A 16,818-nucleotide genomic window follows, 5' to 3' on the forward strand; every position below is an offset into this window, starting at 1 on the left:
TCCACAATGGAAAAGAAGTGATCACATGGCCAGACCGAAAGAAGTCGAACCTAGAGAAATCAATAAAGTCCCGCTGCTCGCAGTCCTGATTGCGGGCGCGTTTATTGCCATCCTCAACCAGACACTCCTCGCAACGGCACTGCCGCCGATCATGGAAGACCTCCGCATCGACGCCACGACGGCACAGTGGCTGACAACCGGATTCATGCTCGTCAACGGCGTCATGATTCCCGTGACCGCCTTTCTGATCGAGCGGTTTTCAACAAGAAGCCTGTTCCTGACCGCCATGGGCCTGTTCGCGGCCGGAACCCTTATCTGCGCCGTCGCGCCGGGCTTTCCGGTTTTGTTGTCCGGCCGGATTGTGCAGGCGGCGGGCGCCGGAATTATGATGCCGCTCATCCAGACGGTATTTTTCGTCATTTTTCCGATCGAGAAACGCGGGCAGGCGATGGGCTTGTTCGGCCTCGTCATTTCGTTCGCACCGGCGATCGGGCCGACGCTGTCCGGATACATCGTGGAGCATTATCCGTGGCGCGTACTTTTCTACATCATCGTCCCGATTGCGCTCATTAACCTGGCTGCTGCTTATTTCCTGCTGAAGAACGTGACAGAGCAGTCTTTCCCGAAACTCGATATTCCGTCGGTCATCCTGTCGACGCTCGGCTTCGGCGGAATCCTGTACGGATTCAGCAGCGCCGGCGACTTCGGCTGGGGGAGCTGGCCGGTCCTGCTGTCGATCGGCATCGGGGTCGTCACCCTCTTCCTGTTCATCCGGCGTCAGCTGCATTTGGAACGGCCGCTTCTGGAATTCAACGTATTCCGTTACCGCGTGTTTACGCTGGCGACGATTCTCGGCGTCATCGTGTTCGTCGCCATGATTTCAGGTGCGACCATCCTGCCGATCTACATGCAGGATATGCACGGGTTCTCACCGCTTGAGTCGGGACTCATGCTGCTGCCGGGCGCGATTGTCATGGGCCTCATGAATCCGGTCACCGGCCGGTTATTCGACAAAGGCTACGGCAAGTGGCTGCTGATCGGCGGTCTGCTGCTCGTTGCCGTCACGACTTTCATGTTCTCGGATCTGTCGGTCGAGACGTCGTTCACTTACTTGGCGTCCGTCAACGCGGTGCGGATGCTCGGCGTCGCGATGGTGATGATGCCGGCGACGACGGCCGGACTCAATGAACTGCCGAAGCGGCTCATTCCGCACGGCACTGCCTTGAATAATACGGTGCGCCAAGTGTCCGGCTCCATCGGCACCGCGCTCCTCGTCACGGTGATGGCGAGCGCCGCCCTGAATCCTGAAGTCTACGGTGCGGACGGGCTCGTGCGAGGCGTCAACATCACGTTCCTCGCCGTCGGTATCGCCAGCGCGGCCGGGGTGGCCATCGCTTTCCTCATGCCGGCCCCGCCGTCGCGCAAGAAAAAAACGGCCGCCCAAAACACCGATTGAAATCGGCGGGCTGTTCGTGCATGATGAAGTAGACAGAAAATCTTGCTAATGAAGGAAGTCAGTTATGCAGGAAGAAAACAGGGTTTCAACAATAAAAGAAGAAAACGTGGTGCGTCTTGAAGCGGAAGGCAAAGAAATCATCCTGATCGGCACCGCACATGTATCGAAGCGCAGCGCCGAACAGGTGAAAGAAGTGATCGAACGCGAACAGCCGGATTCCGTCTGCATCGAACTCGACGAACAGCGCTACCAGTCCGTGACCGACAAGAACAAATGGAAAGAGACGGACATCTTCAAAATCATCCGGGAGGGCAAGGCATCACTGCTCCTCATCAACCTTGCCGTATCGTCATTCCAGAACCGGCTCGCCAAGCAGTTCGGCATCGAGCCGGGACAGGAAATGATCCAGGGCATTGAATCGGCGAAGGAAACCGGCGCCGAGCTTGTGCTGGCCGACCGGAATATCCAGATCACCTTTTCGCGGATCTGGGGCAATATGGGGTTGTGGGGCAAGTCGCAGCTTCTCACCTCGGTGTTCTACAGCATCTTCAGCAAAGAGGAGATTTCAGAAGAAGAGCTCGAGAAAATGAAATCGCAGGACACCTTGAATGCGGTGCTCGCGGAAATGACGGATTCGTTCCCGAAGCTGAAAAAGCCGCTCATCGATGAACGGGACCAGTACTTAGCACAGAAAATCAAGAACGCTCCGGGGGATAAGGTCGTCGCTGTTCTCGGCGCCGCGCACGTGCCGGGCATCTCAAAGGAGATCCACCGTGAGCATGACTTAGCTGAATTGGATAAGCGGCCGCCAAAGGCGAAGTGGCCGAAAGTGGTCGGCTGGCTCATCCCGATTTCGATTATTGCGATCATCCTGTACACGTTCATGACGAACCCGCAGGACGGGTTTTACCAGGCCATGAGCTGGATTCTCTGGAACGGCGGGCTGTCAGCGCTCGGCGCGGCCATCGCGTTCGCGCATCCGCTGGCGATTTTGACGGCGTTCGTCGCCGCGCCGATTTCTTCACTCAATCCGCTTATTGCCGCCGGCTGGTTCGCCGGATTCGCACAGGCTTATTTCCGCCGCCCGAATGTCGGCGATTTTGAGCGTCTGTCCGAAGATGTCTTCACCATCAAAGGATTCTGGGATAACAAAGTGACGCGCGTCCTGCTCGTCGTCGTGCTGTCGAACCTCGGGAGCTCGATCGGGACTTTCATCGGCGGCGCGGACGTCATTCGTGTGTTCCTGGAAAACTTGCAGAGCTGATAAATAAACAGCGAAACTTTAAAAGGAACGGGGCTGATTCAATTCTGAATCGGCCTTTTTTCTTGCAAAAACCTCCTATTAAGTAAGGATTTTACGGCTGAAATCGCAGCGAGGACATGCGCATTTTTAAAATAGGGCACGGGAAAAATGCCTCATTTTCACCGGAACAGAAGCGGTTGAAGAAGACGTTGGACAGAAACAAATTGCCATTAGTATTGAAATAATAGATTGAATATTTAATTTATTTTCTTCAAACCTTTGCCATGACTAGGGTTTATTTCGGTGAACAAAAAGGTCCTCCCCGCAATTGGAAAATTGGGATAAATAGGACGATTCAGGTGAAAATGTCTAGTGTCCGTGCGCTGCCAAAAACACGTTTTAGCGGAAACATGCCGGGTAAAACTAAGGCGAGACGAAATATTGGTAAAGGAGATGAAACAATTGAAACATTCAAAATTCATTAAACTGGGAACCGCCAGTATCTTATCCATGTCAGTCCTCGCTGCGTGCGCCGAAGAAGAGCCGGTTGAAGAGGAAGTCGTAGAAGAGGAACCGGTTGAAGAGGAAGTCGTAGAAGAGGAACCGGTTGAAGAAGAAGTTGTAGAAGAGGAACCGGTCGAAGAGGAAGTCGTGGAAGAAGAACCGCTTGAAGAGGAGATCGACTACGGCGCAATTGACGAAGTCGAACTCGAAGATGCTTATCTGGAGCCGCTCGGCTGGACAGCCGTGGAATTCAATGACTATGTTGTAGCGGAATATGACATGGCCGTCGCGGATTTTGCGGACTTCGCCGAACTGGAATCTACAGTAGGTCCGGTTGAAGATATCGTCGCGGCAGAAGAAGGTGTTGAACTCGGAGCTGTAGCTTTTGAAGATCTTGAAACGAACTATCTCGACCCGCTTGGCTGGTCGATTGTGGAATTCAACGACTATGTCCTAGCGGAGTATGATACAGCAATCGCTGATTTTGCAGATTTCGCTGAACTGGAGACTACAGTAGGTCCGGTTGAAGACGTCATTGCAGCTGAAGAGGGAGTAGAGCTTGGCGCGATCACGCTGGATGAACTCCAGACAACGTACTTGGATCCGCTTGCCTGGTCTGTCGTAGACTTCAATGACTATGTGGTAGCGGAATTTGATACAGCGATCGCGGATTTCGCCGACTTTGCTGAACTGGAAGAGACAGTAGGTGCAGTTGAAGAAATCGACCCGAATGTAATCGAATAACAGCCGGCAAAAAATGGCTGCAGAATCAAACAGACCCCGGATGACAGAGGCAACGCCTCCCGTCATCCGGGGTTTTTAGTCATTCCTTCCGGTTTTGTCTGATGAATTCCGTGATGCGCTCAGAAGATCGTCCGTCCTGATGCAGATGGAACAAGTCCCTGATTTCCATCCGCTTTTCAGCGAAACGGTCTTCCGTCAGGCTGCGTTCGATCGCTTCCCGGAGCCCTTCGTAGTCTTGCGCCTTGTGCCCGGGCGTCCAGTGTTCATAAGGCTCCAGCAGCAGGCCTCGCGTCCGGCGGTACGTTTCCAGGTCCGCATTCGCGAATACGATCGGGCGGTCCAGCAGAAGATAATCGAAATAAATACTGGAGTAATCGGTGATGAGCATGTCCGTTTCAGGCAGCAGTTCGTACAGATCGATATCATGCTGCACGAGGAGCTCCGACTGCAGCACGAGGATGTGGTCCGAACGGAAGCGCCTCACTTTTTCCAGCAGCGCCTTTTCCTCCATCGGGTGCAGCTTCACGAGGAGCAGGATGTTTTGCTCCTCCAGCCACTGCAGGAACGCCGCTTCCTCTCCGAGGCTGCCGAAATTGAACAAGTCCTGCCCGACGTTCCCTTCCGTCCGTCCGAGGTAGCCGGTCCGGAATGTCGGCATATACAGCACCGCTTTGTCGAAATCGTTCCGTCCGTGCAGCCGGCCGATCAGATCTTGCGGTTCACGGTACAGCCAGTCGTTCCGCGGGCTTCCGAGAATGCGGTGACGGTGGAAATCGATATGCAGGCAGGCATCGAGCTGCATGGACTGCAGCTTGGATGAAGTTATCAAGTAATCCATGCTGAAACGCTTTTCCGCGCTGTCTGCATCGGTCGTCTCCATGGACCCCATCGCTTTCAGCGGAATTCCGTGCCACAGCTCGATCATCAGCTGCTGTTTCTTGATCTTTTTCAGCCCGTGGGTCGAAACCAGCACCTCGAACTGCGCCGTATGGAGATAAAGCCTAATTTTCGGCAGCAGCTCCCCGAACGACCGGACAGGATCCAGGAAAGCCACTCCGTCTGCGGTATGTACATCAAAATAAGGCAGCAATGATTCCCCGAGGATCCGGGTGTTCGAACCGGACGGATAACTGTACTCCAGCAGCAGCAGCGTCCCTTTTTTGATTGGAATAAAAACGGCGATCACAGAAGCGATCCACCTGGCGAAATTCGTCAGCACACGCGATGCCACCCCCATAAGAAAACGGCCCGGTCAGCCGGCAGAGCCGAATCCGAGGCCGAGGTCGTTCTTGATTTTGCTTGTTGAAATTTCCGGTGTCCGAGGCAGATAGACAACTTCGGTATACGGTTTGAGGAAATCGAATTTCCCTTCCCAGTCGTTCCCCATCACGAAGCAGTCGATTCCGTATTTCCGGACGTCCCGGATTTTCTGGTCCCATGTCTCTTCCGGTATGACATGGTCGACATACTTGATGGCTTCGAGCAGCTGCTTCCGTTCCTCATAACTGAAGTAGCTTGCTTTGCCTTTCAGTGAATTGAACTCGTCGGTCGACAGGGCGACGATCAGGAAGTCCCCATGCTGTTTTGCCCGTTTCAATATATTGATATGGCCGTAATGCAGGAGATCGAAGGTGCCGTATGTTATGACTTTTTTCATCAAAAAAACCTCCTTCATCTTGGCTTTCGTCAAAAGGCGGCATATGAACCATATGCGGTTTCCTCCTGTATACCCGTGCCAAGAGGAAGTGAAACCTCTTTCTGTCATCAATTGAAAAATCCTTACAGCGGATCCGGCCGGAAGCGGCTTTTTCTTCCGGCCGGCCGTGAAGGATCAGATGACGCTGATTCGAGCGGATTTCAAATCCGTGATGAACATATGGCCCGGCGCATGGGTGATCATCAGCTCCGGTTTTACGTGCATGGCGACCGCCTGCGGCGTGACGCCGCACGCCCAGAATACCGGAACTTCGCCGTCCCGTATCGTGACGGCATCGCCGAAATCCGGCCGGTTGAGGTCGGTGATGCCGATCTTCCCGGGATTGCCGATCTGGACCGGCGCGCCGTGGACGTCCGGAAAGCGGCTTGTGACCTGGACGGCGCGGACGACGTCCTCTTCTTTGATGGGACGCATGCTGACGACCGTCGGCCCTTCGAATCCGCCGGCTTTCACCGTCGGGATGGACGTCCGGAACATCGGCACGTTGCAGCCTTCCTCGTTATGACGCATCGGGATTCCATTGGCGATGAGCGCTTCTTCGAACGTGAAGCTGCAGCCGATCAGGAATCCGACCATGTCTTCTGTCCACAAGTCCCTGACCTCGTCCCGTTCTTCTGCCAGTTCACCGTTCCGGTAAATCCGGTATTTCGGGAGGTCCGTCCGCAAATCGGCGGACGGGGCGGACAGTGCCGGCGTGAAGGATCCCATGTCGGTCACATCGATCAGGGGACAGGATTTCGGATTCCGCTGACAGAACAGCAGAAAATCGAAGGCGAGCTCTTTCGGCAGGACGGCCAGGTTCGCCTGGATAAAGCCATTGGCCGCACCGGACGTCGGTGCGGCCCATTTTCCTTCCCGGATCAGTGCGCGGAGCTCTGCCGGTGAACTGCTGGCGGGAGAAAATGCCATTTCGTTTCCTCCTTTATTCAAATAACTGCGGGATTCCATTCATCAGTGTATAAACGCCCATGATTGCCATGGCGACAACGATGATTGCGCCGAAAATCGTCATCCACAGCGGATGCTTGTAGTCGCCGACAATTCTCGGTTTATGCGCTGCGACAAGCATGACCCCGAGCGCGACCGGCAGGATCAGGCCGTTGAGCGAACCGACCAGCACCAAAATGAGCACCGGACGTCCAATGGAGACAAAAACAAGTGTCGATACAGTGATGAACCCGATGATCAGCCAGCGGTGGTACTTTTCAAGGGCCGGGCTGAACGTGCGGATGAAAGAGACGGACGTGTAAGCCGCGCCGACGACGGATGTGACGGCCGCCGCCCACATGACGACCCCGAAAATCTTATAGCCGATCTGGCCGGCTGCCAGCAGGAAGACGGAAGCGGGCGGGTTGCTCGGATCCAGGCTGAGCCCTTGGGAAACGACGCCGAGGACCGCCAGGAACAGGATGATCCGCATGACGGAAGCGATCCCGATGGCGAACACGGAACTTTTCGTCACTTCCGGGATGGCTTCTTTCCCTTTGACGCCGGCGTCGATCAGCCGGTGGCCCCCGGCGAACGTGATGTAACCGCCGACAGTTCCGCCGACCAGCGTCACAATGGCGAGAATATCGATGGTAGTTGGAGCGAATGTCCGGACGACCGCTTCACCGACAGGCGGCTGAGCGGTGAACATGACATACAGCGTCAGGCCGATCATGACGAAGCCGAGAATTTGGGTGAATCGGTCCATGGCCCGGCCGGCTTCTTTAACGAGGAAGATGCCGATGGCGAGGATTCCGCTGAGCAGCGCCCCGAGTGCCGGTGAAATGCCGAACAGGACATTCAGACCGAGGCCGGCACCTGCGATATTCCCGATGTTGAAGGCGAGGCCGCCCATGACGACCAGCAATGCGAGAAAATAGCCGAGTCCCGGCAGCAGGTCATTGGCGATGTCCTGCGCCCGCTTCTCGGAGACGGCGATGATCCGCCAGATGTTCGTCTGTGCACCGATATCGATGATAATGGAAATCAGGATGACGAAGCCGAAAGAAGCTAACAGGGCTTCGGTGAAAACGGTGGTCTGTGTAAGGAAGCCGGGTCCGATGGCGGAAGTCGCCATCAGGAACGCGGCGCCAAGCAGCAGGCTGCGGTTTGTGTTTTTCATGGACTTCGGTTGACGGATGCCCGTGATGCCAGTCACGGGCGGAGCCAGCCGCTCACTTCCTTTCTGTTATGGATTGCTTGGAGTCCGGCACGGCAACCGGAAAACGGAAAATGCGGGCAGGTTCCTTGTCTCTAAAGGAACTTCCCGCAGCTTTCGATCCGGATGCCGGCTTCTCTGAAGGCTTCGGAAATGTGTTCAGCGAAGCCGAGCGCCGTAGGTTTGTCGCCGTGGATGCAGATCGTATCCGCCTGGATGGCGACATCGGTTCCCTGGACGGACTGCACTTTCTGTTCGGTGACCATACGTAATACTTGCCGGGCGGCGGTATCCTGGTCCGTCAGCAGTGCGTCCGGTTCGGTCCGCGGTGTGAGAGATCCGTCTTCCTGGTATGTCCGGTCGGCGAATACTTCACTCGCTGTCCGGAGGCCGGTTTTATTGCCCGCCTGGATCAGTTCGCTGCCTGACAGGCCGAACAGGATTAGTTCCGGGTCGATGTCATACACCGCTTCGGCGATCGCCTCCGCCAGCGCCGCGTTTTTGGCGGCCATGTTGTAAAAGGCGCCGTGCGCTTTCACATGCTGCATGCGGCCGCCCTCTGCTTTCACGAATCCCCACAGCGCTCCGATTTGGTACACCGCCATTTCGTATGCTTCCTTGGCGGAAATGTTCATCGGCCGCCGTCCGAATCCTGCCAGATCCTGCAGGCCGGGGTGGGCGCCGATCGCGACATCTTTCTCTAACGCCAATTTGACCGTCCGCCGCATGACGGCCGGGTCTCCTGCATGGAAACCGCAGGCGATGTTCGCGGACGTCACGATATCGAGGATTTCCTCGTCGCGCCCCATGGTATACGCGCCGAAGCTCTCGCCCATATCACAATTCAGATCTGCACGGAAATTCAAAGCCATTCCCTCCACCTCCATTGGATTGCTGTACGGAGCTCTTGGATGAGCCGTTCTTTGTGAAAATAAAGCCATTGTCCCTCTTCGACCGAGATTTCCTCGAACGTGATCCGGTCGCCCGGCTTAAGCTGGGCGGCGAGGGGCAGGTCGATCGAAGCGATCTGGCCGATTTTCGGATAACCGCCCGCTGTCTGACGGTCCGCCATCAGCACGATCGGCTGACCGTCCGGCGGCACCTGTATGGAGCCGAATGCGACGGCTTCTGAAATCAGTTCCTGTTTCTCCTCCAGTGAAAGCGTGTGGCCTTCGAGACGCAGCCCCATCCGGTCGGACTGGAGGGAGACAGTGAACGGTTCCGAAAAAAGCCTCACCCGGCTCTCTTCATCGAACAGGCGGAATTGCCTGCCGGGCATGACCCGGATGATGGGGTCATCAGAATAAGGAGGGGCAGGGACCGCCCATTTCGGCTGGAAAAATCCGCGTTCGCGCATTGCAGCCACCGTCCTGCGCTGTGGTCCGGACAGGCTGCCGACCGGCACTTCATCGTCCGTTTTCAGGGCACGGCCCTGGAACCCGCCGATTTCCGCCCGCAAATAAGTGGATTTACTGTCCATGACAAGCGGGACATCGATCCCCCCGGCCACGGCCACATAAGCGCGGCAGCCGGTCTTCGGCGCGCCGAATGACAGCACGGCGCCGGCCGGAACGAATAAAGGACGCCACAGTTTGACAGGACGTCCGTCCAGGTCTGCGGACATTTCGCCTCCGCATACTGCCACGAGTCCATCCTGTCCGAAGCGGGCTGAAAATCCGCCGAGCGTGATTTCAAGTCCGCCTTCGTTTTCGTTGTTTCCCACCAGTAGGTTCGCCATCCGGAGGGCGTATGTATCCATGGCGCCGCTGACAATGACCCCGTAGCGCTGGTATCCGGTCCGCCCAAGGTCCTGGACCGTCGTCTGCGGGCCGCCTTTACGGACGGTGAGCATGAGCGTTCTCCTCCATTTCCCTGTATTCCTCCGTACCGATCTGCCGGAATACAATCCGGTCACCGGCGCGGAGCAGGCTTGGAATGTCCTGTTCCGGCAGGAATAGCCGGATCGGTGTGCGGCCGATCAGCCGCCAGCCGCCGGGCGTTTCAATCGGATAGACACCAGTCTGCCCGCCGGCGATGCCGACGGTCCGCTCCGGGATACGCAGCCGCGGCGTCTCTCTTCTCGGTGCGGCGATCTCGGAAGGCATGCCGCCGATGAAGGGAAAGCCCGGAGCGAAACCGATCATATGGACGGAATAATCGCCGCCGGTATGGAAATCGATGACTTCCTGTTCCGTCAGCCCGTTATGCCGGGCGACGAAAGGGAGGTCCGGACCGAATTCACCGCCGTAGCAGACCGGGATTTCGACAGTCCGCACTTCCGGGAGCCGGTCTTCGGAGGCACGGCTGAGCAGGCTCGCCAGTTCCTGTTCAGCTTCTTTGAAGTTCAGCGCCAAAGGGTCATAGAACACGGCGACTGTCGTGTAGGCGGGAATGAAACCGGTCATCCACGCAGGGGATTCGGCTTCAAGGGCGGCCGTGATGAGCCGCACCCGGATTTGGGCTTCCGGCCCGATTTCCGCTGCCGCTTCAATCATGATCGCCCGGTCGCCGAGCGGTTCGAATGAACAATCCATCATGCCTTGCCTCCTTGTGCTGATTATTCTGATTCCGTTCCAGTATACGGGTTTATCGGAAGAGACGAAAGTGAATACTATGAAGAGACCATGAATGAAAGGGGCGGCCGCCGTGAAAGAAACAGCGACGAGTGTCGAAGAATTGCTAGAATTTGCCGACGGAGCCAAAGGGAAAGGATCGCAAGGCACTGTTTTCCTGCTCGAGACAGAAGGCCTGCCCGACGGCCCGGTCGTCGGGGACGAAGATGCCGGAACACGGGCTGTCCAGGCTGTCCGTGTCCTGCTTGAGACGGAGGACGGTTCCATGTATTACGCCGATGAATTCGAGGACATGCAGCTTTACAAGGAAGCGCTCCAGCAAATCGAAAAGCTGTCGGAGATGTATCCCGTCAGCCGGATCAGTGAAGAAGAGATGGAAAAGAAGCGGCCTTCGGTATGAGGCCGTCATTTTTTTTTGTTTTCCGTCCGTTCCGGGAAAGCACAGGTAAGTCCACGGAGCGGCTGTTTCAGCGGAAATACTTTCCAGCAGTCTTTTTCGTTCTTGCAATTTTCTGAGGAAGTTCACAAACCTTTCATTTTCAGCAGAAAAGTCTAGTTTGAATAGTTGTCTGATGACCGACAACGCCGGAATTTCTGTTATGCTTTCCCTGTAAGCGTTTTATTAATAAATTATTGAGGTGATATCGTGAATTTCCTTTGGGGGTTATTCGGGATTTTCGTTGTGTTCGGTATAGCATGGCTGCTGAGCGCCAAAAAGAAGTCCCTGAATTTGCGTACAATTTTCGTCGGTCTTGCCATCCAGCTGTCGTTCGCCTTCATCGTTCTGGAGTGGCCGACAGGCAGGGCGGCGATCCAGGCGCTCGCTGAAACCGTCCAGCAAATCATCGATTATGCCGGTGAAGGGATTGCGTTCGTGTTCGGTCCGGCGGCGAATGTCGAAGAGTTCGGTTTCGTCTTCGCATTCCAGGTGCTGACCATCATCATCTTCTTCTCGTCGCTGATCGCTGTGCTGTATCACTTGAAGATCATGCAGTTCATCATCAAAATTCTCGGCGGCGCGCTTTCCTGGCTGCTCGGTACGAGCAAGCCCGAGTCGATGTCGGCAGCGGCGAACATTTTTGTCGGCCAGACGGAAGCGCCGCTCGTGGTCCGGCCGTTCATCAAGAATATGACCCAATCGGAATTGTTCGCCATCATGACAGGCGGACTTGCATCGGTTGCAGGTTCCACGCTCGCCGGCTATGCGCTGCTCGGCGTGCCGCTTGAGTACCTGCTTGCGGCAAGCTTCATGGCGGCGCCTGCGGGACTGATCATGGCAAAAATCATTTTTCCGGAGACAGAAGAGCCGGAACACGAAACACTGGAACTGGAAGATGACGACGAAGCCGTCAACGTCATCGATGCGGCTGCCCGGGGAGCGGGTGTCGGCCTGCAGCTCGCGCTCAACGTCGGCGCGATGCTCCTCGCCTTCATCGCGCTCATCGCCCTCATCAACGGCATCCTTGGCGGCATCGGCGGCTGGTTCGGTTATGAAAGCCTGACCCTGCAGGGAATTCTCGGCTTCATCTTTGCGCCGCTCGCGTTTGCGATCGGTGTCCCGTGGGATGAAGCGGTCCTGGCGGGAAGCTTTATCGGCCAGAAACTCGTCCTGAATGAATTCGTGGCTTACACTGCGTTCGCGCCGATGATCGAAGAATTGTCCGCGAAGACAGTGGCAATCGTCTCCTTCGCACTTTGCGGCTTCGCCAACTTGAGCTCGCTCGCGATCCTGCTCGGCGGTCTCGGCGGAATGGCGCCGACCCGCCGTCCGGACATCGCCCGCCTCGGCATGCGCGCCGTCGCGGCAGGTATGCTCGCCTCGCTGCTGAGCGCGTCGATCGCCGGGATGTTCATTTAACAGAATCAACGGGAAGCCGCCGGTCCGGATTTCGGGCCGGCGGTTTTTCCGCGGGATTTCCAGCGTTTCAAGAAGGGATGTTTGGGGAAGACTCGAATGGACTGTTATAATTAGGTGTCAATAAGGAGATACATTCTGACTTCGCGGAAGGAGAGAGATTCATCATGAAAATCAAAGCTGCCGTTACTCCTGAAAGGGGCCAGCCGTTTGAAATCGCCGATATCGAATTGCCGGAACTCGGTAAGGACGATGTCCTGATCAAAGTCGTCGCGTCCGGAATCTGCCATACCGACGTGTCAGGACGGGATACAGAAATGGTCGATCCGCCCTCGGTTCTCGGCCATGAAGGGGCCGGAATTGTCGAAGAGACAGGCGCCGAAGTCACGGAGCTGCAAAAAGGGGACCATGTGGTCGTCTCCTTCGCAAGCTGCGGAAAATGTGACAATTGCCGGGCCAACCATCCCGCTCATTGCGAATACTATGCTGACCTGAACTTGAATAGCCATATCGATGAGGAGTCGAATAAACTGGTCTCCAGATTTTTCGGCCAGTCGTCGTTTGCGACGTATTCTCTCGTAAACCAGAGAAATGTCGTGAAAATCGACAAGGAAATGGACTTGGCTCTGGCGGCGCCGCTCGGCTGCGGACTGCAGACAGGCGCGAGCACGGTCCTGAACGTGCTGAAGCCCGAGGCGGGCAGTTCCATCGCGGTGTTCGGAGTCGGGGCTGTCGGGCTGAGCGCCATCATGGCCGCTAAAATCGCCGGCTGTAAACACATCATTGGAATCGACCTCCATGAGAATCGTCTGAAACTCGCAGAGGAACTGGGCGCCACAGCGACGATCATCAGCGGCAAAGACGTGGACATCGCCGCGAAGATCAAGGAAATCACCGGGACGGGCGTGCATAACGTACTCGATACAACCGGTGTGGATGCGGTGGTCGGACAAGCGATCGCGTCGCTGGAGACTTTCGGCACACTGGGGACCGTCGTGACGGATTATACCCTCCAGATTCCTTTGGAAGCATTGGCGCTGGGCGGCAACAAAATTGTCGGAACCAGCCAGGGCGATGCGATTCCGCAGAAGTTCATACCGGAATTGATTTCCTATTATAAAAATGGGCAATTCCCGTTCGACCGGATGGTGAAATTCTTCGATTTCGAGCAAATCAACAAGGCGTTCGAAGAGTCGGAGAACGGATCCGTCATCAAGCCGGTCCTAAAAATGAGCCATTAAAACCGGATGCGTGGACTGGAGAAAGCACCTTCCGGACAGCAGAAGCTGCCGGGGAAGGTGCTTTTTTGTATCCGGACTGCCCTGTCAACCACATTCCCTTGACATTTCCCGGCAGAATCTCTAGTATTATTTCTTGGCTTGCCCGGTTTTATTCCGGGAAAAGCGGGTTGGGAGAGGGCTAATTTCATAAGAAGGAATTTGAATGCATAATTGGCTGAATCAGCGGTTCGGTCTTGAAAAATTCGGAACAAGCGTGCGCAAGGAAGTCATGGCGGGATTCATCGGCTTTTTCACCCTCGTCTACATCATTGCGGTGAACTCGCTCATCCTGTCGGAAGCGGGGATCCCGCTGGAAGGCGCGATTCTGGCGACGATTTTCGTGTCGGTCGTCAGCGCGTTCCTGATGGGCTTCTGGGCGAATATGCCGATCCTGCTCGTGCCCGGGATGGGCATCAATGCGCTGTTCGCGTACACGATGGTCCAGTCCATGGGACTCACGTGCAGGAAGCGCTTGCTGCGGTATTCGTTTCGGGTCTGATCTTCATGGCTGTGGCGTTCACACGGATGGGCGATATGCTGAGCGAGGCGATTCCGCATTCGCTGAAAGAAGCGATCACGGTCGGGCTCGGTCTGTTCCTGATCCTCGTCGGCCTTGAAAAAGGCGGAATCGTGGAGCAGGGGGACGGGGTCATCCTCGTCCTCGGGTCGCTGGCGGATCCGGTCGTGCAGGCGACGGCGCTGACGTTTCTGATCGCCATCGTATTGTTCGTGCGCAATGTGCCGGGGAATTTCCTGATCACCGTCGTGGCGGGTACGCTCATCGGGTTCCTGTTCGGGATTGCCGGCGTCGGCGAAACCGGACAGTCGTTCGCACTGTCTGATTATCTCGGTGTGTTCGGCGCGCTGTCCTTCGACAGCTTCCTGACGTTCCCGTTCTGGATCGCGGTGTTTTCGCTGACGATGGTGCTCGTGTTCGAGAACATCGGCCTCGTGCACGGGCATACGGCGTTCATCGGCCGGCCGGAAGCTTACAGGAAGTCGTTCCAGGCCACGTCCGTATCGACGATGCTGTCGGGCATCTTCGGCACCAGTCCGACCGTGGCGACCGTCGAAACGACGGCCAGCATGGCGGCGGGCGGCCGGACGGGACTGACGACGATCGTCTTCGGATTTCTGTTCCTGGCGTCGACGTTCTTCATTCCATTCATCAAAGTGATTCCGGACAGCGCCATCGCGCCGATCCTGATCATCATCGGCGGGCTGATGCTGCAGAACATCCGGCATCTGGATCTGTCGGACTTCAGCGAAAGTTTTCCGGCGTTATTGATCATCGCGCTCATTCCGTTCACTTACAGCATCGCGGACGGGATCGCAGTCGGCTTCATCCTGTACCCGGTGCTGAAAATCGCAGTGGGCAAGGCGCGGGAAGTTTCGCTGCCGCTTTACTTAATCGCGGCACTGTTTCTCCTGAATTTCATTTTCCATGCGATCGGCTGAAGGAAAAGGGCGCTCCCGCAAACGGGAACGCCCTTCTTTTTTAGTCCCCGAAGTCTACCGGGGAGAGTCGTCAGGTTCCTGGCGGACAGCCGGATCGGTCGAGTAGATGACACGGGTACGGGACTCGGGGGATTCGCGGTGTTTCCACATTTCCATGAACCCGATGGCCATATCCGTCATGCGCACCGTCTCTTCCCGGTATGCCGGGTCGCGGTCGACCCGGTCGGCTACATGCCCGGTGATGGCCCGGACAGTCGAATTCATGTCCATGATGGAGTTTTTCATCCCTTTCGCCGAGCTCGTCAGCGTACTGATGGCTGTCGTTTTCTGCTGGATGTCCTCCTGCAGTTCCTTCACATTGTGCTGGAGGGCCGTCGTCTCCTCCTGAAACCGCTGCATCCGCTCTTTCATGTCGTCCGCGGACTTTTTCATTTCTTTCATCGGTCCCTTGATTCCTTTCATCGACATGGCGGCCCCGATGATGACGGCGGCAATTCCCGCGATGACGATTGCGAGCGCTATGTACCCCCAGATTTCTTCTTCCATCCTGCATCCTCCTCCGGTTCTGAACAGATTTTTATTCCTATACCCGTCCTGGGTCAGGCACTAACATCGTGCGCCGAATCCCCAGCGAAAAAAGCTCCGGGCGGCTGCCCCGGAGCTTCCATGCGTTTCGCTGCAGCTGTCAGACAAGAAGTTCGATCCGGTTGCCGGACGGATCTTCCGTGAGAAAACGGCCGCCGGTTTCCGAAACCGGTGCGCCGATCCGCTTCAGGCGCTCTGCGGTTTCATTCCGTTCTTCTTCACTCGGCAGCACCAGCGTGAAAGCGGCCAGCCCTGCGCTGTCCGGAGAAGGAGGGGGTGCACCGGTCCCGTTCCACGTGTTGATGCCGATATGATGATGGTACTTCCCTGAAGAAATAAAGGAAGCCTGGCCGCCGAAGCGGCAGACGACATCCAGTCCGAGGCCTTCGGTATAGAACTGCTCCGCCTGACGGAGATCGGCCACGTGCAGATGGATATGGCCCATCACCGTCCCCTCAGGAAGCCCCTTCCAGCGTTCCTGGCCGGAAGTCGACAGCAGTTCTTCGAAATCGAGCGGATCGACGGTCATCACCACCTGGTCCCCTTGCCACGTCCATTCCTCCGGCTTCCGGTCCCTGTAAACTTCGATGCCATTGCCGTCGGGATCCGAAAAGTACAGCGCTTCACTTACCAGATGATCCGACGAACCGAATTGGATGCCGCTCTCCGCCAGATGGCGCACGAAAGCCGCCAGATCCGCGCGGGTCGGAAGCAGAACGGCGAAATGGTAGAGGCCGGTCGTGCGTGGCTGCTTAGGCGCGGCATCTTCCGGCTGTTCGAGCGACAGTAAAACCGTTTTGCCGTCCGCTGTCAGCTGCGCGCGGCCGCCAGTCCGTTCCGACACCGTGAATCCGAGGACAGACGTGTAAAATTTGAGCGAGCGTTCGAGATCCTGCACTTTCAGCCGGACCTGCCCGACGAATGTGACGGGTTTTTCATGGAAAATCATTGGGTGTGCCTCCTCTATGCTTGTCATATGCTTATAACGATAGTGGAATAGCTAAAAGGAGTAAAGAAAGTGTTCTCCTTGATGATTTTATTGATAGCGTGATCGTGGAATGATGGATGCATGAATGCGAAGGTAATAAAAATTTACTTTCTTCGTTGGTTTTCTCTGATTTGAGAATAAATACAGGATTTTCGAGAATAACAGTCGCTTTTTCGAGAATAAATACAGGCAATTCGAGAATAACTGCATTAATTTCGAGAATAACTGCAGCAGGACACGGGTGGAATCAAAAAAGGACCGCCGCGGCG

Annotated in this window: 15 protein-coding genes and 1 pseudogene; 7 read left to right on the forward strand and 9 right to left on the reverse strand. The window is 56.1% G+C overall.

Features of this window, described 5'->3' with window-relative positions; translation table 11 throughout:
* Positions 1-25: 25 nt before the first annotated feature.
* The 3 genes from CCE92_RS09500 (at position 26) to CCE92_RS09510 (ending at position 3,947) form a co-directional block, all read left to right on the forward strand.
* Complete coding sequence (locus CCE92_RS09500) at positions 26-1,456, forward strand: MDR family MFS transporter (protein ID WP_088007293.1); 1,431 nt, start codon at positions 26-28, stop codon at positions 1,454-1,456.
* Positions 1,457-1,520: 64 nt separating this feature from the next.
* Positions 1,521-2,720: a TraB/GumN family protein gene (locus tag CCE92_RS09505; protein WP_420913235.1), complete on the forward strand. Its 1,200-nt coding sequence runs from the start codon at positions 1,521-1,523 to the stop codon at positions 2,718-2,720.
* A gap of 441 nt (positions 2,721-3,161) precedes the next feature.
* The gene (locus tag CCE92_RS09510; RefSeq protein ID WP_088007294.1) at positions 3,162-3,947 is read left to right on the forward strand and encodes a hypothetical protein; all 786 of its coding nucleotides are present in this window, start codon (positions 3,162-3,164) and stop codon (positions 3,945-3,947) included.
* A gap of 79 nt (positions 3,948-4,026) precedes the next feature.
* Here the strand turns inward: CCE92_RS09510 and CCE92_RS09515 are convergent, their stop codons facing one another.
* The 7 genes from CCE92_RS09515 to pxpB all read right to left on the reverse strand — a co-directional run bounded on the left by CCE92_RS09515 (position 4,027) and on the right by pxpB (position 10,344).
* The gene (locus CCE92_RS09515) at positions 4,027-5,166 is read right to left on the reverse strand and encodes a CDP-glycerol glycerophosphotransferase family protein (RefSeq protein ID WP_162287855.1); all 1,140 of its coding nucleotides are present in this window, start codon (positions 5,164-5,166) and stop codon (positions 4,027-4,029) included.
* 33 nt (positions 5,167-5,199) lie between these two features.
* On the reverse strand, positions 5,200-5,604 hold the full coding sequence (tagD, locus tag CCE92_RS09520; protein WP_088007296.1) for a glycerol-3-phosphate cytidylyltransferase: 405 nt from the start codon (positions 5,602-5,604) through the stop codon (positions 5,200-5,202).
* 174 nt (positions 5,605-5,778) lie between these two features.
* The gene (locus CCE92_RS09525) at positions 5,779-6,573 is read right to left on the reverse strand and encodes a putative hydro-lyase (RefSeq protein ID WP_088007297.1); all 795 of its coding nucleotides are present in this window, start codon (positions 6,571-6,573) and stop codon (positions 5,779-5,781) included.
* 13 nt (positions 6,574-6,586) lie between these two features.
* Positions 6,587-7,774 (reverse strand): NRAMP family divalent metal transporter, encoded by a 1,188-nt coding sequence (locus CCE92_RS09530; protein ID WP_088007308.1) that lies wholly within the window; start codon positions 7,772-7,774, stop codon positions 6,587-6,589.
* Between the two features lie 131 nt (positions 7,775-7,905).
* Complete coding sequence (locus CCE92_RS09535; RefSeq protein WP_088007298.1) at positions 7,906-8,682, reverse strand: LamB/YcsF family protein; 777 nt, start codon at positions 8,680-8,682, stop codon at positions 7,906-7,908.
* Positions 8,673-9,662 (reverse strand): 5-oxoprolinase subunit C family protein, encoded by a 990-nt coding sequence (locus CCE92_RS09540; protein WP_088007299.1) that lies wholly within the window; start codon positions 9,660-9,662, stop codon positions 8,673-8,675. The genes CCE92_RS09535 and CCE92_RS09540 overlap by 10 nt, the downstream gene beginning before the upstream one ends.
* Positions 9,646-10,344, reverse strand: a complete 699-nt coding sequence (gene pxpB, locus CCE92_RS09545; protein ID WP_088007309.1) for a 5-oxoprolinase subunit PxpB — start codon at positions 10,342-10,344, stop codon at positions 9,646-9,648. The genes CCE92_RS09540 and pxpB overlap by 17 nt, the downstream gene beginning before the upstream one ends.
* A gap of 112 nt (positions 10,345-10,456) precedes the next feature.
* Between pxpB and CCE92_RS09550 the strand changes: the two genes are divergently transcribed.
* The 4 genes and pseudogenes from CCE92_RS09550 (at position 10,457) to CCE92_RS09565 (ending at position 14,976) form a co-directional block, all read left to right on the forward strand.
* Positions 10,457-10,783, forward strand: a complete 327-nt coding sequence (locus tag CCE92_RS09550; protein ID WP_162287856.1) for a hypothetical protein — start codon at positions 10,457-10,459, stop codon at positions 10,781-10,783.
* A 246-nt stretch (positions 10,784-11,029) separates the two neighbouring features.
* Positions 11,030-12,241: a NupC/NupG family nucleoside CNT transporter gene (locus tag CCE92_RS09555; RefSeq protein ID WP_088007301.1), complete on the forward strand. Its 1,212-nt coding sequence runs from the start codon at positions 11,030-11,032 to the stop codon at positions 12,239-12,241.
* A 164-nt stretch (positions 12,242-12,405) separates the two neighbouring features.
* A complete protein-coding gene (locus tag CCE92_RS09560) occupies positions 12,406-13,479 on the forward strand; it encodes an NAD(P)-dependent alcohol dehydrogenase (RefSeq protein WP_088007302.1) in 1,074 nt (357 codons plus the stop codon).
* Positions 13,480-13,681: 202 nt separating this feature from the next.
* Positions 13,682-14,976 (forward strand): annotated as a pseudogene (locus CCE92_RS09565) (NCS2 family permease).
* Between the two features lie 54 nt (positions 14,977-15,030).
* Here CCE92_RS09565 and CCE92_RS09570 read toward each other — a convergent pair.
* The gene (locus CCE92_RS09570) at positions 15,031-15,522 is read right to left on the reverse strand and encodes a DUF948 domain-containing protein (protein WP_088007303.1); all 492 of its coding nucleotides are present in this window, start codon (positions 15,520-15,522) and stop codon (positions 15,031-15,033) included.
* Positions 15,523-15,661: 139 nt separating this feature from the next.
* Complete coding sequence (locus CCE92_RS09575; RefSeq protein ID WP_088007304.1) at positions 15,662-16,510, reverse strand: VOC family protein; 849 nt, start codon at positions 16,508-16,510, stop codon at positions 15,662-15,664.
* Between the last annotated feature and the right edge of the window lie 308 nt (positions 16,511-16,818).

Origin of the sequence: Indiicoccus explosivorum (assembly GCF_002167005.1) — a bacterium.
GTDB classification, from domain to species: domain Bacteria; phylum Bacillota; class Bacilli; order Bacillales_A; family Planococcaceae; genus Indiicoccus; species Indiicoccus explosivorum.

What these genes read in the sequence shown, in the direction of transcription:
- CCE92_RS09500 (WP_088007293.1), top strand. Translation starts at nt 26, where the DNA reads ATGGCCAGACCGAAAGAAGTCGAACCTAGAGAAATCAATAAAGTCCCG.
- pxpB (WP_088007309.1), bottom strand. Translation starts at nt 10,344, where the DNA reads ATGGATTGTTCATTCGAACCGCTCGGCGACCGGGCGATCATGATTGAA.
- CCE92_RS09530 (WP_088007308.1), bottom strand. Translation starts at nt 7,774, where the DNA reads ATGAAAAACACAAACCGCAGCCTGCTGCTTGGCGCCGCGTTCCTGATG.
- CCE92_RS09505 (WP_420913235.1), top strand. Translation starts at nt 1,521, where the DNA reads ATGCAGGAAGAAAACAGGGTTTCAACAATAAAAGAAGAAAACGTGGTG.
- CCE92_RS09540 (WP_088007299.1), bottom strand. Translation starts at nt 9,662, where the DNA reads ATGCTCACCGTCCGTAAAGGCGGCCCGCAGACGACGGTCCAGGACCTT.
- CCE92_RS09525 (WP_088007297.1), bottom strand. Translation starts at nt 6,573, where the DNA reads ATGGCATTTTCTCCCGCCAGCAGTTCACCGGCAGAGCTCCGCGCACTG.
- CCE92_RS09570 (WP_088007303.1), bottom strand. Translation starts at nt 15,522, where the DNA reads ATGGAAGAAGAAATCTGGGGGTACATAGCGCTCGCAATCGTCATCGCG.
- CCE92_RS09575 (WP_088007304.1), bottom strand. Translation starts at nt 16,510, where the DNA reads ATGATTTTCCATGAAAAACCCGTCACATTCGTCGGGCAGGTCCGGCTG.
- CCE92_RS09535 (WP_088007298.1), bottom strand. Translation starts at nt 8,682, where the DNA reads ATGGCTTTGAATTTCCGTGCAGATCTGAATTGTGATATGGGCGAGAGC.
- tagD (WP_088007296.1), bottom strand. Translation starts at nt 5,604, where the DNA reads ATGAAAAAAGTCATAACATACGGCACCTTCGATCTCCTGCATTACGGC.
- CCE92_RS09560 (WP_088007302.1), top strand. Translation starts at nt 12,406, where the DNA reads ATGAAAATCAAAGCTGCCGTTACTCCTGAAAGGGGCCAGCCGTTTGAA.